11 protein-coding genes are annotated in these 14,136 nt (G+C 71.7%); 6 read left to right on the top strand and 5 right to left on the bottom strand.

Annotation, left to right across the window (positions count from 1 at the left end):
* Window positions 1–197 precede the first annotated feature (197 nt).
* The 4 genes from ACFV0T_RS05105 (at window position 198) to ACFV0T_RS05090 (ending at window position 5,462) form a co-directional block, all read left to right on the top strand.
* Window positions 198–659, top strand: coding sequence for an NUDIX hydrolase (locus ACFV0T_RS05105; RefSeq protein WP_385774579.1), 462 nt, complete (start codon window positions 198–200; stop codon window positions 657–659).
* A gap of 399 nt (window positions 660–1,058) precedes the next feature.
* A complete protein-coding gene (locus ACFV0T_RS05100; RefSeq protein ID WP_385774577.1) occupies window positions 1,059–2,804 on the top strand; it encodes a TIGR03767 family metallophosphoesterase in 1,746 nt (581 codons plus the stop codon).
* A 112-nt stretch (window positions 2,805–2,916) separates the two neighbouring features.
* Window positions 2,917–4,107: a serine hydrolase domain-containing protein gene (locus tag ACFV0T_RS05095; protein WP_385774575.1), complete on the top strand. Its 1,191-nt coding sequence runs from the start codon at window positions 2,917–2,919 to the stop codon at window positions 4,105–4,107.
* 149 nt (window positions 4,108–4,256) lie between these two features.
* Window positions 4,257–5,462: a glycosyltransferase gene (locus ACFV0T_RS05090; protein ID WP_385774573.1), complete on the top strand. Its 1,206-nt coding sequence runs from the start codon at window positions 4,257–4,259 to the stop codon at window positions 5,460–5,462.
* 15 nt (window positions 5,463–5,477) lie between these two features.
* On the opposite strand, the gene ACFV0T_RS05085 is transcribed toward ACFV0T_RS05090, so the two are convergent.
* The 3 genes from ACFV0T_RS05085 to pepN form a co-directional block, all read right to left on the bottom strand.
* The gene (locus ACFV0T_RS05085) at window positions 5,478–5,990 is read right to left on the bottom strand and encodes a GNAT family N-acetyltransferase (protein ID WP_385774571.1); all 513 of its coding nucleotides are present in this window, start codon (window positions 5,988–5,990) and stop codon (window positions 5,478–5,480) included.
* Between the two features lie 382 nt (window positions 5,991–6,372).
* Complete coding sequence (locus tag ACFV0T_RS05080; RefSeq protein ID WP_385774569.1) at window positions 6,373–7,431, bottom strand: hypothetical protein; 1,059 nt, start codon at window positions 7,429–7,431, stop codon at window positions 6,373–6,375.
* 206 nt (window positions 7,432–7,637) lie between these two features.
* Complete coding sequence (gene pepN, locus ACFV0T_RS05075) at window positions 7,638–10,214, bottom strand: aminopeptidase N (protein WP_385774567.1); 2,577 nt, start codon at window positions 10,212–10,214, stop codon at window positions 7,638–7,640.
* A 184-nt stretch (window positions 10,215–10,398) separates the two neighbouring features.
* On the opposite strand from pepN, the gene ACFV0T_RS05070 reads away from it, so the two are divergent.
* On the top strand, window positions 10,399–11,061 hold the full coding sequence (locus ACFV0T_RS05070; protein WP_385774564.1) for a DsbA family protein: 663 nt from the start codon (window positions 10,399–10,401) through the stop codon (window positions 11,059–11,061).
* Window positions 11,062–11,085: 24 nt separating this feature from the next.
* Here the strand turns inward: ACFV0T_RS05070 and ACFV0T_RS05065 are convergent, their stop codons facing one another.
* Together ACFV0T_RS05065 and ACFV0T_RS05060 are read right to left on the bottom strand one after the other, a co-directional pair.
* Complete coding sequence (locus tag ACFV0T_RS05065; RefSeq protein ID WP_385774562.1) at window positions 11,086–11,316, bottom strand: hypothetical protein; 231 nt, start codon at window positions 11,314–11,316, stop codon at window positions 11,086–11,088.
* Window positions 11,317–11,585: 269 nt separating this feature from the next.
* Entirely contained in the window at window positions 11,586–12,965 is a 1,380-nt protein-coding gene (locus ACFV0T_RS05060; RefSeq protein WP_385774559.1) for an amino acid permease, read from the bottom strand.
* A 479-nt stretch (window positions 12,966–13,444) separates the two neighbouring features.
* Here ACFV0T_RS05060 and ACFV0T_RS05055 point away from each other — a divergent pair, with 479 nt between their 5' ends.
* On the top strand, window positions 13,445–14,029 hold the full coding sequence (locus ACFV0T_RS05055; protein ID WP_385774557.1) for a biotin transporter BioY: 585 nt from the start codon (window positions 13,445–13,447) through the stop codon (window positions 14,027–14,029).
* Window positions 14,030–14,136 lie beyond the last annotated feature (107 nt).

Raw genomic sequence — 14,136 nt, 5'->3', positions numbered from 1 at the left:
TCGCTCAGCTTTACCCAGGAGGCAGGAGTTTGGGGAGGGTTGACCGAAACGATATGGATGTATGGGGAAAACCCGCGATGGACTTTAGGTGCGTAGCGGGCACCCTGTGACATTCCTGTGACCGTAGGTCGGATGAACTACGCGCGTAGTGTCCTTATTGGTGGGCGAGTGATCACGTCTCCGGCTAACGTCCCGGTGTGCGAAAGAAGTTGAGGGTGGCGGCCTACGCCGTCTGCGTCCGGGACGGACAGATCCTGCTGGCCCGCTCACCCGCCCCCGACGGGCCCCCGGAGTGGGTTCTGCCCGGCGGTGGCATGGAGCACGGCGAGGACCCCTACGACACCGTGCTGCGCGAGGTGACGGAGGAGACCGGCTACCGCATCGAGGTCACCGGCCTGCTGGGCATGCACTCCGTGCGCCACACCCTGGGCCGGGAGGGCCTGCGCCGCGCCACCGACCATCACGGCGTACGGATCGTCTACGAGGGCCGGGTGGTCGGCGGCGACCTGCGCAACGAGGTCGGCGGCTCCACGGACCTCGCCGCCTGGCAGCACCTAGACGCCGTGCCCGGCCTGAACCGCGTCCCGCTGGTCGACGTGGCCCTGGGGCTGTGGCGAGAGCGCCCGGTCGCGGGCCGCTTCACCGACGTGCGGGAGTAGGGCCGCTTCACCGACGCGCGTCAGTGGGGACGCCTCGCGGGCGCGCCGGAGTGGGGACGGCTCGCGACGGGCGCAGGCGTGGGGACGCCTCGCGGAGGCGGGCGCGCGGACGCCGCACGGCGGGTGTGGGCGCGAGCGCGGAGGCGCCCAGCAGGGGCGCGGAAATAGGTGCACTACCCCAGAAAATGAACACGCAGTGACCGTCTCCCGGCCATCCGGCGAGCGGCTCCGGGCGCCCCGGGTGGCCCAAGATCCACGTACGGCGATCGGTGCCGCGCGTTGCGGCCTGGTTCACGCACAGGCCACCCCCAGTGCCAAGCATCCGGTACGAGCGGGCAGTTCGCGCCCAGCGGCAGCCCGCGACCACTGCCGACGCGTTCGCACTCGGGGAGACGCGCCATGTCGCGCACACGCTCTGTCACCACGTCCACGCCGGGGGTCAACCGGCGCACCGTCCTCGCCGTCACCGCGGCCGCCTCCGTCTCGGCGGGCGTCGGCTACGCCCTGCGGCCCACCGACAGCCAGGCCGCGCCCGCCACGCACGCCCCGGCCGCCTCGTCCCGTGCCGTGACCTCCGCTCCCCTCGCCCCGTACACCAGGGGCACCACCCTCGCGACCGTCGCCGCCGCGCGCACGAGCTCCAACTACCGCCGCCTCGGCGACGGACCCGGCTGGCAGCGTGTCGTCCGGGACGACCTGGCCGCGCCCAAGGCGGGCCGCGCCGAACGCCGTACCGCGCTCGCGGCCTTCGTGCAGCTCACCGACCTGCACCTGATCGACAGCCAGCACCCCCTGCGGCTGGAGTTCTTCCGTTCGGCGGACGTCGCCCGCTGGCGGCCGCACGAGGCGCTGACCGTGCACGGCGCCGTCTCCCTCGTCGAGCGCGTCAACGCGCTGCGCGGCGCCCCCGTCACCGGTTCGCCGCTGCACTTCGCGATGACCACCGGCGACAACACCGACAACAACGCCCGCACCGAGCTGGAGTGGTTCCTGACCGTCATGAGCGGTGGCCGCATCACCCCCGACTCCGGTGATCCGCGGCACTACGAGGGCGTCCAGAACAGTGGCCTCAAGCTGTACTGGCAGCCCGACCACGCCGTGCGCGACGCCGACAAGCAGCGCGGCTTCCCGCACCTTGAGGGGTTCCTCGCCGCCGCGACCCGCGAGCTGCACAGCCCCGGCCTCAACCTGCCCTGGTACTCGACCGTCGGCAACCACGACGCCCTGCCGCTCGGCTGCTACGCGCACGGCGACCCCTACCTCGCCGAGTACGCGGTCGGCGGCAAGAAGCTCATGACCCTGGCCCCGGCCGAGGTGGAGAAGCTGGAGCGGACCATCTCGCAGGCCAAGGACCCCAAGGGTGTGGCCTTCCGTGACCTCCTCAAGGCGCACACCCGCGACATGCGCTCGGTCACCCCGGACGAGCGCCGCGCCCCCTACACCCCCGCCGACTACCTCAAGGCCCACCTCGACGCGGCCCACACCGGACCAGGGCCGGTCGGGCACGGCTACTCCTCCGCGAACCTGTTGGCCGGCACCCAGTACTACAGCTTCCGCATCGCCGACGACGTGCTCGGCATCAGCCTCGACACCACCGACCCCGGGGGCCACTACAACGGCTCGATCGGCACCGCCCAGTTGAAGTGGCTGGAGCGGACCCTGCGCGACAACGAGGGCTCCTACGCGATCGTCTTCAGCCACCACACCAGCGGCACGATGTCGAACACCCGCCCCGACCCGGCCCGCCCGCACGAGGCCCGGCACGGCGGTGCCGAGGTCGTCTCCCTGCTCGGCCGCCACCGGAGCGTCCTGGCCTGGGTGAACGGCCACATCCACAAGAACGTCATCACCTCGCACACGTCCTCCGCCGGGCACTCCTTCTGGGAGATCTCCACCGCCTCCCACGTCGACCACCCCCAGCTCGCCCGGGTCGTCGAGCTGGCCGACAACAAGGACGGAACCCTCTCCCTCTTCACCACCCTGATCGAGTCCGCCGCCCCGCACCGCACGGACTTCACCGACCTCTCCCAGACCGGCCTCGCGGCCCTCTACCGCGAACTGGCCTTCAACACCCCCGGTGCCCGCGCCGACAAGGCCGGCGAGGCCCGCGACCGCAACACCGAACTGCTGCTGAAGAAGGGCTGAAAGCCGCTCGACCGCCGTAAGCCGGGCAACCCCCGCCCCCCGCCCCGGGTCCCTCCCCTCGACCGAGCCCGACCAGGGCCGGCCGAGGAGCGCAGGGCGGAGGGGGAAGAACATGTCGGTACGTTCGCGACGTTCGGTACGTGCGGTGAGTTCAGTGCGTTCGGTACGCAAGGTCCTGGTCGGGGTGACGGCCGTGGCGTTCTCGACGGCGGCGCTGACGGTACCCGCGGTGGCGGCCGCTCCCGCCGCGGGCGGTCATCACGACGCGACCCGCCGGGCCGTCGAGGCCGCCGTCGCCGACGGCGTGCCCGGTGTCACGGCGACCGCGCAGGACGGGCGGAAGGTCTGGTCGACGACGGCCGGCGTGGGCGACCTCCGTACGGGCGGGCCGCGCTCGGCGGCCGACCGTTACCGCGTCGGCAGCATCACCAAGACCTTCGTGGCCACCGTGCTGCTCCAGCTGGAGGCCGAGGGCCGGCTGTCGCTGGACGACACGGTGGAGAAGTGGCTGCCCGGCGTGGTCCACGGGCACGGCCACGACGGCCGCCGGATCACCGTCCGCCGGCTCCTCAACCACACCAGCGGCATCTTCGACTACACGGCGGACGAGGACTTCGCCCGCACCTACTTCCTGAAGGACGGCTTCGACCGGCACCGCTACGACACGAAGAGGCCGGCCGACCTGGTCGCGATCGCGATGTCCCACCGTCCCGACTTCGCCCCCGGTGCCTCCTGGAACTACTCCAACACCAACTACGTCCTGGCGGGCATGGTGATCGAGAGCGTGACCGGCCGCTCGTACGCGACCGAGATCCGCGACCGCGTCATCGCCCCCCTCGGCCTGACCGCCACCTCCGTCCCCGGCACCCGGGTCACCGTCCCGCGGCCCAGCAGCCGCGCCTACTCGAAGCTGGCCCGGGCGACCACGGGCCCGACCTACGACGTCACGAGGCTGAACCCCTCCCTGGCCTCCTCGGCGGGTGAGATGATCTCCGACTCGGCCGATCTGAACCGCTTCTACCGGGCCCTGCTCGGCGGCCGGCTGCTCCCGCCGAAGCAGCTGAAGGAGATGCGGACCACCGTGAAGGCGCAGGGCATCCCCGACGCCGGCTACGGCCTCGGCCTCATCGACCGTGAGCTGGAGTGCGGTGTCCACGTCTGGGGTCACGACGGCGGAATCCATGGCTCCACCTCTTCGGCGGTGACGACCGCGGACGGCCGCCGTTCCCTGGCGTTCAACTTCAACGGGGACTGGTCCGGGGACGGTGACGCGGTGATCGAGGCGGAGTTCTGCCGTGATTGACGGGTAAGAACGGGCCGCGAAGGTGTGTAAGTGAGCAGACACAGACACGAAGCGCCATGTTCACGCGGATGCAATGTCCGTATCGCCTCATATCGGCTAACCCGCACTTCACGGGGATGGCTTGATATGTGTGCAAGGCGGGTGGTCATATGCGTACCGGACGCGGACTACGGGTCCTGTCGGTCTACGAGGGTTTCTTCTCCGGCGGTGCCCGGATTCTGCACACCGACGTGGTGCTGGGGCTGCGCGAGGGCGGTCAGTACCACCGGGTGCTGAGCATCCACGGGGAGGTGCACCGTGAGGCCACCCGGCAGCGGATGGAGGACGACGCCTGCTACCGGGCGTTGACGGCGGCCGGGGTGGCCGTGGGTTCCCTCGGCCACCCCGTCGACCCCAGGGACGATTCGGCCGTTTTCAGCGGCCCGCAGCTGGCCGAAACCGCCCGGGCCATGGCGGACGCCGATGTGATCCTGTCGCTCAAGGAGCAGCCCCTCGCCCTGCTCAACCAGGCGGGCCTGCCGCGCCGCCCGGTCGTGGTCTCCCTGCACCGCTCGGACCCCGAGAACCAGGGCCCCGCCCTGGACGAGCTGAAGGCAGCCATCGCCGACGGCACGGTCGCCGCCTGTGTCTGCTGCGCCGAGTCGACCCGGAACGCGTACGAGGCCGCCGGGGTGCCCGGGGAACTGCTGCACGTGATCCCGAACGGGGTGGATCTGCTCCGCTTCCGGCCCGACGCGGCCCGGCGGGTCGCGCTGCGCGCGGAGCTCGGCATCCCGGACGCGGCGCCGGTGATCGTCTTCGCCGCCCGGTACGCGGCGATGAAGAACGTCCCGCTGTTCCTGCGGGCCGCCCGCGCCTGGCTGCGCGACCGGCCCGACGGGCACGTGCTGATGTGCGGTGCGGGCATGACCGCGGTCAATCCGGAGCTCGCGGCGGACCTCGCGGACGCCTTCGGGGACGAGTGCCCCCCGGCCGGGCGGATGCACCTGCTGGGCGTGCGGCGCGACATGGAGGTCGTGTACGCCGGTGCCGACGTGGTCGCGCTGACCTCCGGCTGGGGCGAGGCGGCGCCGCTGTGCCTGATCGAGGGCATGATGTGCGGCGCCGTGCCGGTGACCACCGACGTCGGCGACAGCGCGGCGATCGTGGCCGGGCTCGGGTTCGTCACCCCGCCGGACCCGGAGGCCGTCGCCGGGTCCTGGCACGACGCGGTCACCGGCCGCCCCGCCCTCGCGGCGGCCCTCACCGCCAGTCGTGAGCGGTTCAGCCGTACGCGCATGATCGCGTCGTACGCCGAACTGATCGACCACGTGCACGCGGCGGCGGCCCGGTCGTCCCTGCCGGAGACGCTGTAGGGCCGGCGCGGACGGTCAGGGCGACAGGTCCGCGCGCGGGTCGATCGCCCAGTGACGGGTGTGCAGCACCCGGCCGGCGAACGTCACCTCGCCCTGCCCGAGCGGCCGGAAGCCGAGCGAGCGGCAGATGCCGTTCGAGGGTCCGTTTCCGGTCGCCGGGAAGGCGTGCACGACTCCCCAGCGGTTCTCGTCGCGGGCCTGTTCGAGCAGGATGCGGACGGCGCGCTTGCCCACGCCCCGGCCCTGGAACTCGGGCAGGACCATCCAGCCGATCTCGGACAGCGGGCCCTCGCCGGGGTCGTGGGACCAGAGGGCCACACTGCCGGCCACCACCTCGGGGGTGCCGGGATCGGGGACGATCATCCTGATCCAGGAGAGGTCGGCGGCCGCCTCCCGGGCGTCCCGGCGGACCTTGTCCTCGATGCCCTCGCGCGGCAGCGGACCGCCGAGCTCGGCCATCATCACCGGATCACACCGCATCCGGACGTAGGCGTCGACATCGTCCGGGGTGACGTTGCGCAGCCGCACGGGGCCTCCTCGTTCGGTCCGTCGTCAGTCCGACGATCGTTCCGGCCCGACGATCGTTCCGGTCCGCCGGTCCGCCGGTCCGCCGGTCCGCCGGTCCGCCGGTCCGCCGGTCCGCCGGTCCGCCGGTCCGCCGGTCCGCCGGTCCGCGGGTACGGGCGGCGGTGCCTCGTTGCGCGGGGCGAGCGGGCGGGCGACGCGATCGTAGTCGGCGGCGGCCGACGAGTGCGGTCGCAGTCATAGTCACAGCCGCAGTCACGGCCGCAGTCATAGTCGCAGCCGCAGCCGCGGTCGTGTTCACGGGTCCTGTCGCACGAGGAGGGGCCGCCGGTCCGGTTCCGGCGGCCCCTCCTCTCCCCTCCTGCCGTGCGACCCCTGTCCGTCACTACCGGGGCAGCACCACGACATGCGCGGCGGGCTCGCGGTCCCCGGACGCCATCAGGGCCGTACGGACCACCGCCGCCTGCTGTTCCATCGCCTCCCGGAGCTTCTTCGGGGTGACGTAGACCACCGTGATGCCCAGCCGCTCCAGGTGCTCGCGCTTGCGGGCGTACTCGGACCACAGCGCGTCCTCGTCCTGGCGCGGGGCCCGGGTGTCCAGCTCCATCGCCACCGCCTGCTCGGGCCAGTAGGCGTCCAGGCCGCCCAGATGCGGGCCTCCCGGCAGCCGCAGGTCCACGTTCCACACGGGGTCGGGCAGGCCGTACTCCCGGACCATCCGGTACAGGCGGTCCTCCGCGAACGCGCGGCCCTCGGCCAGCAGCGAGTCCACGGCGTCCACGACGTGCGGGCGGCCCAGCAGCTTCGCCTGGGTCAACTCGCTGACGACGGCAGCCGGTTCGCAGTGTCCGCCGCGTACCGCCTCGGTCAGCAGCCGACGGACGGTCTCCGCGTCCGAGAGCTCCGCCACCGCGTCGGCCAGGGCGCGCGGGACGGGCGCCACCGGCAGGCCCGTGACCTGCTGCGGGGTGGGGAGGGCGGGGGTGCGCACGATCCGCACGCAGCCGGTCGAACGCAGCCGGCGCAGTCGCGGGACCAGGACGTCGATCCGCTCCAGGGACGTCAGCGGGGGAGCGGAGGTGAGGCCGTGCAGGGCCAGAGCCGCCAGGCCCGTGATCATCGCCTCGGCGTACACCGGGCGGTGCGGGCCGCCGGCGTTCGGCTGGACCGGCACCGCGGGCCGCGACACCTCGCGGGCCGCGTACATCAGTACGCCGTGCAGCCGCTCCTCGCTGGTCGGCGGACCGGGGTGGAGCAGGTACACGTTCGGCAGGAGCTGCTGCCAGGGGCCGCCGTCGCGGCACTGCTCGTTGGTCTCCGAGGGCGAGACGCCGTGTGCGCGGAGCTGGCCGCCCGTCAGGACCCGGCGGTGCACACCGGAGGGGTGATGCACGGGGCGGGGGGAGAGCGGGGGGACCGGGGGGAGCGGGGTGTTGTGGTTCATGACCGGGAGATTCCCGCGTCCGATCCGCCCTTTAACCGCTGTTACACGCTCGTCGACAAATCCGGACAAGATGGCGCTAAAGGACGAGTGTTCGGATGCCGAGTAGGCACGGAAAACCCCTGGTCCGTTCGGGTCGGACCAGGGGTTACGGCTGCTATTGCCTGAATTCCGTAACGGCTACGGAGCGCACAATCCCTGGGGTGGGATCAGCCGGCCGCCGCCGCGTCGCACGCCTGTCCACGCAACGCCCGTGCCAGGTCGTCCCGCGACTCCAGCACCAGCCGGCGCAGCGCCGGAGCCGCCTTCTCGTGCGCCGACAGCCACGCGTCGGCGGCGTCCAGCGTCGCCTGGGAGTCCTGGAGGGACGGGAACAGACCGCGCACCACGTCCATGCCGATCTGGATCGAGCGCTGCGACCACACCCGGTCGATGACGGCGAAGTACTTCTCCGTGTACGGCGCGAGCAGGTCCCGCCGCGAGGGCTGGTCGAAGCCCGCGATCGTGGCCTCGACCAGCGCGTTGGACAGCGCGTCCGACTCGACCACCTGCGCCCAGGCCTGCGCCTTGACCGCCGCCGAGGGGCGCGCGGCGAGACAGCGGACCTGGTGGCGCTTGCCGGACGCCGTGTCGTCGCGGGCCAGTTCGGCCGCGAGGACCGCCTCGTCCGCCGCACCGTGCGCCGCCAGCGGCTCCAGGAACGCCCAGCGCAGCTCCTGGTCGACCGTCAGCCCGTCGATCTTCGCCGTCCCCTCCAGCAGCCCCTGGAGCAGCTGGAGATCGGCCGGACCGGACGCCACCGTCGCGAAGAACCGCGCCCACGCCAGCTGGTGCTCACTGCCCGGCTCGGCCAGCCGCAGTTCCGTCAGCGCGCCCTCCGCGAGCAGCCGCTCGCCGGTCTCCCGCCACTGCGGCGCCACATAGTGGACCAGCGCCGAGCCGGCCCACGCGTGCAGCATCTGGAGCACGCCGATGTCCGACTCGCGCCCCGCGAACCGCAGCACCAGGTCGACGAAGTCCCGCGCCGGCAGCAGCGCGTCCCGGGTCAGGTTCCACAGTGCCGACCAGCACAGGGCGCGGGCCAGCGGGTCGGTGATGTCGCCGAGGTGCTCGCGCAGCGCCGCCAGCGAGGTGTCGTCGAAGCGGATCTTGCAGTAGGTCAGGTCGTCGTCGTTGACGAGGACCAGCTCCGGAGCCTGCGCGCCGGCCAGCTCCGCGACTACCGTACGCGGGCCGTCGACGTCCGCCTCCGCGCGCGCGTACCGCTCCAGGGCGCCGTCCGCCGTGCGCCGGTACAGGCCGATCGCCACCCGGTGCGGGCGCAGCTCGGGGTGGGACTCGGCGGCCTCCTGCAGCACGGCCAGCTCCGTGATCCGGCCCTCGGCGTCCAGCAGCACCTGCGGGGTCAGGGAGTTGACCCCGGCCGTCTGGAGCCAGGACCGGGCCCAGGCGGCCATGTCCCGGCCGCTGGTCTCCTCCAGCACCGACAGCAGGTCGCCCAGCCGGGTGTTGCCGTAGGCGTTGCGCTTGAAGTAGCGCCGGGCGCCCTCCAGGAACGCGTCCTGGCCGACGTACGCCACCAGCTGCTTCAGGACGCTCGCGCCCTTGGCGTAGGTGATGCCGTCGAAGTTGAGCTTGGCGTCCTGGAGGTCGCGGATGTCCGCGGTGATCGGATGCGTGGAGGGCAACTGGTCCGCGCGGTAGGCCCAGGCCTTGCGGCGGTTGGCGAAGGTGATCCAGGCGTCGGTGAAGCGGGTCGCGCCGACGTTGGCGAACGTGCCCATGAAGTCGGCGAACGACTCCTTCAGCCACAGGTCGTCCCACCACACCATGGTGACCAGGTCGCCGAACCACATGTGCGCCATCTCGTGCAGGATCACGTTGGCGCGGCTCTCGTACGAGGCCTGCGTCACCTTCCCGCGGAAGATGAACTCCTCCCGGAAGGTCACCAGCCCCGGGTTCTCCATCGCGCCCAGGTTGTACTCGGGCACGAACGCCTGGTCGTACTTCCCGAACGGGTACGGGTAGTCGAAGTGGTCGTGGAAGAAGTCCAGGCCCTGCTTGGTGACGAGGAAGATGTCGTCCGCGTCGAAGTAGGGCGCCAGGCCCTTGCGGCACAGGGCGCCGAGGGGGATCTCCAGCGTCGAGCCGTCGGCGAACGTGCGGGAGTACGAGTCCGTCACGTAGTGGTACGGGCCCGCCGTCACGCACGTGATGTACGTCGAGATCGGCTTGGTCTCGGCGAACCGCCAGACCCCGTCGGAGAGTTCCCCGGCCCCGTTGCTCCACACGACCCACCCCTCCGGCGCCCGCACCTCGAAGCGGAACGGGGCCTTGAGGTCGGGCTGCTCGAAGTTGGCGAAGACCCGACGGGAGTCGGCCGGCTCGTACTGGGTGTACAGGTACACCTCGCCGTCCTCGGGGTCTACGAAGCGGTGCATGCCCTCGCCGGTGCGGGAGTAGGCGCACTGCGCGTCGACGACGAGCTCGTTGTCCGCGGCGAGTTCCTCCAGCAGGATCCGCGACCCGTCGAAGACCGTCCCCGGGTCGAGGTCCCTGCCGTTCAGTGAGACGGCCGTCACCTCCGGCGCGACCAGGTCCGCGAAGCTCGACGCACCCGGCTCGTCGCAGCGGAAGCGGATCGTGGTCACCGAGCGGAAGGTGCGCGGCTCCTCGTCCCCGTCGCCGAGGGCGGACCGCAGGTCGAGGGACACGTCATACCCGTCGACGGACAGCAGGGCGGCCCGCTCCCGGGCCTCGTCGCGGGTCAGATTCTCACCGGGCACGGGCGGCACTCCCTCTGGACATGTCGGACACGTCTGTATACGTCACGGATGCGACGGATTGGATACGTCTTGGATGCGGCGGAACAGGACCGATCCTGCCATGCGCCCCTGACGCCGGGCATCCGGGAATGGGGTGGTGGAGGTCGGTGTTGCGACTGCCAAAGACCGCATCCCTAGGAGAGCCATGTCCGACACCGCGACCGCTTCCGCCAAGACCCCCGTCGACTTCTGGTTCGATCCGCTGTGCCCCTGGGCCTGGATGACGTCCCGGTGGGTGCTGGAGGTGGAGAAGGTCCGCGACATCGAGGTCCGCTGGCACATCATGAGCCTGGCGGTACTGAACGAGAACCGGCTGGACGAACTGCCGGAGGAATACCGCGAGATGCTCGCCACCAAGGCGTGGAAGCCGGTACGTGTGGTGACCGCGGCCTGGCAGAAGCACGGCGCCGACGTCCTCGGCCCGCTCTACACCGCCCTCGGCACCCGCATCCACAACAACGAGGAGGGCCCCACCCTGGAGGCCGTCGCCGGCGCGCTCGCGGACGTCGGCCTGCCCGCCGACCTGATCGAGTACGCCGACCAGGAGGACTTCGAGTTCGACGCCGAGCTGCGCGCCTCCCACAAGGAGGGCATCGAGAAGGTCGGCCAGGACGTCGGCACCCCGGTCATCGCCGTCCCCGGCCCCGACGGCGAGCAGATCGCCTTCTTCGGCCCGGTCGTCACCCCCGCCCCCCAGGGCGAGGAGGCCGCCCGCCTCTGGGACGGCACCCTCGCGGTCGCCTCGGTCCCGGGCTTCTACGAGATCAAGCGCACCCGCACCAAGGGCCCCGACTTCAGCAACCTCTGAGCGGCGGCGGCCGCCATGTGACGGTCACTCCGCCTCGGGCGGGGCGGGCACACGGAACTTCTCCGGCAGGCTCGCCCCGTCCCGCTTGGCGTACCAGCGCTGGAAGCGGAGGCAGCCGACGGCGGTGCAGCGCCAGTAGTCGTGCACGTACGGCACCTCGACGATGGATCTGACGGCGTCCTTCTCCTCGTCCGTCAGCGGCCTGAAGTCCTGCATGTCGCCACAGTTGCGGCAGTCCAGGTACTTGGTGGACACACGTGCCTCCGTCCCGTCGCCCTTCCCCTGTCACCGGACCTCTCGTATCACCGGGACGGGGGCGCGCGCCACGGCACGCGAAGACCCCCGCGAGTCACGTCCTCGCGGGGGTCTCCTTCTTTCCGCCCGCCTGCGTGAAAGGTGAGAAGACGATCACGAGGCAGGACGACACACGGCAACCCTTATTGCACATTGATTGCAACTACACGTTAGCAACAAAAAGGCCCTCACGGGTGCGGCGTGAGGGCCTTTCGGATGGTGGAGCGCGGTCAGCTCCGGGCGCGCGCCCGCTGCCAGGCGTAGCCGACGGCCGCGAGGGCCAGCGTCATCCCGCCCGTCGAGTACAGCTGCACCCGGGTGCCGGGCTCGCGGGCCATCAGTACGAAGATCGCCACCATGCCGGCCAGCGCGATCCACGTCAGCACGGGAAACGCCCACATCCGCACGACCAGCTTCTGCGGTGCCTCCCGCTCCAGCCTGCCGCGCAGCCGCAGCTGCGAGACGGCGATGAAGATCCAGACGACCAGGATGACCGCGCCGATCATGTTCAGCAGCCAGGGGAAGACGTCGTCGGGCCGCCAGTAGCTGAGCACCACGCAGACGAAACCGAAGACGCAGGAGGTGAGGACGGCGACCCGTGGCACCCCGCCGGACACCTTCGCCAGCGACTTCGGGCCCTGCCCGCGCGCCACCAGCGAGTACGCGATGCGCGAGGAGCCGTAGACGTTGGCGTTCATCGCGCTCAGCAGCGCCACCAGCACGACCACGTTCATCAGTTGGCCGGCGCCCGGGATGCCGAGGTGGTCGAGGGCGGCGACGTACGGGCCCTTGTCCACGACCTCCTTCGCGTCCCAGGGGACGAGAGTGACGATCAGTGCCATCGATCCGACGTAGAACAGCGCGATGCGCCACATCGCCGTTCGGACCGCGCTCGCCACGCCCCTGACCGGGTCCTCCGACTCGGCGGCGGCGATGGTGACCGTCTCCAGGCCGCCGTAGGCGAAGACCGACGCGAGCAGGCCGATGACCAGGCCCTCGCCGCCGTGCGGGAGGAAGTCGGTGAGGTTCGAGGCGCCCGGGGAGTCGGTGCCCGGCAGGACACCGGCCACGGCCAGTACGCCCAGCACCAGGAACAGGCTGATCGCGCCGACCTTCAGGGCCGCGAACCAGAACTCGAACTCACCGAAGTTCTTCACGGCGGCCAGGTTCGCCCCGCAGAAGACGACCATGAAGAGGGCCACCCAGGCCCACTCCGGCGTGCCCGGCAGCCAGCCGGTGACGATCTTCGCGGCGCCGATGCCCTCCAGGCCGACGGCCGTGCACAGCAGGACCCAGAAGGACCAGCCGGCGGTGAACCCGGCCCAGGGGCCGATCGCCCGCTCGGCGTGCGCGGAGAAGGAGCCCGAGGACGGGTACGCGGCGGACATCTCGCCGAGCATCCGCATCACCAGCATCACGAGGAGACCGGACAGGGCGTAGGCGATCACGATCGACGGCCCGGCCGCGGCTATACCCGCGCCGGAGCCGACGAACAGGCCCGCGCCGATCACGCCGCCGAGGGCGATCATCGACAGGTGACGCTGCTTGAGGCCGTGGGAGAGGGAGGCGCTCTCCTGCTGCGGAGCTGCCTCCGTGGTGGTACTGGGCATGGGCGCGGCTCGTCCAGTGCGATAGGCGGGCAAAAACGCCCACAGTCTGGGCAGGCCGTCCGCCGACACGAAGAAGCCGCCCAGTATCCGGACAGCTGCTGTACGCAGGGTGAATCACCGGTTACGGCATGGGGGGTGGACGGGGGGCTGACGCTCTTCGGCTGACCGGCTGACCGGCTGACCGGCTGACCGGCTGACCGGCTGACCGGAAGGCCGGAGAGGGCCGGGGTCGGGCGGCGCCCCGCCTTGCCCACGTCCGGGTTGGCGAAACCCTACAGGCGCCCGTCGTACCACCCCCGTTGCCCATGCCACCCGACCTCAGTGACCGGCATCACGTCGTACCACGCGTAACCGGCTTCCTTTGTGCGAAGCCCACCAAGGCCTTGATCCCCCCTTTGTCGAACGCTGACGGTGATCACCCCGCGACCACTGGGATAGCGTCACGATGTCCCTCGCTGCCCTCACCCCGCGGAGTCCCCATGAGCACCGCCGCCGCCACTGCCACCGCCCGGCCCGGGCAGGTCCTCGCCGACCTGCTCCCCGCGTCCCGCGTCCGGGACATCGCTCTCGTGCTCGGCGGCGCCGCGCTCACCGGCCTCGCGGCCCAGCTCTCGGTCCCCGTCCCGGGCTCCCCGGTGCCGGTCACCGGCCAGACCTTCGCGGCTCTGCTGGTCGGCACCTCCCTCGGCGCCGGCCGCGGCTTCCTCGCCCTCGCCCTGTACGCCCTGGCGGGCGTCGCGGGCGTGCCGTGGTTCGCGGAGGGCACCTCCGGCTCCGCCGCGCCGTCCTTCGGCTACGTCATCGGCATGCTGCTCGCGTCCACCGTCGTGGGCGCCCTGGCCCGTCGCGGCGCCGACCGCTCCGTCCTGCGCACGGCGGGCACGATGCTGCTCGGCGAGGCGATCATCTACGCCGTCGGCGTCCCCTACCTGGCCCTCGCCACCGGCATGTCCGCCACCGCCGCGATCGCGGCCGGCCTCACCCCGTTCCTGATCGGCGACGCCCTGAAGGCGGCCCTGGCGATGGGCGCGCTGCCCGCCGCCTGGAAGATCGCCAAGCGCTGACGTCGTTGGCGTCGCGGTCGCGGTCGCGGTCGCGGTCGCGGTCGCCTAGCCGCTGACGCCGTTCGCGGGAAGAGACGCGCCGGGGGCCGGGGTGCGTGGCGCACCCC

The sequence above is a fragment of the Streptomyces sp. NPDC059582 genome, from assembly GCF_042735715.1.
Taxonomy (GTDB): domain Bacteria; phylum Actinomycetota; class Actinomycetes; order Streptomycetales; family Streptomycetaceae; genus Streptomyces.
Note: the sequence above shows the minus strand (reverse complement) of the source record. Positions and strands in the feature narration are given on the sequence as shown.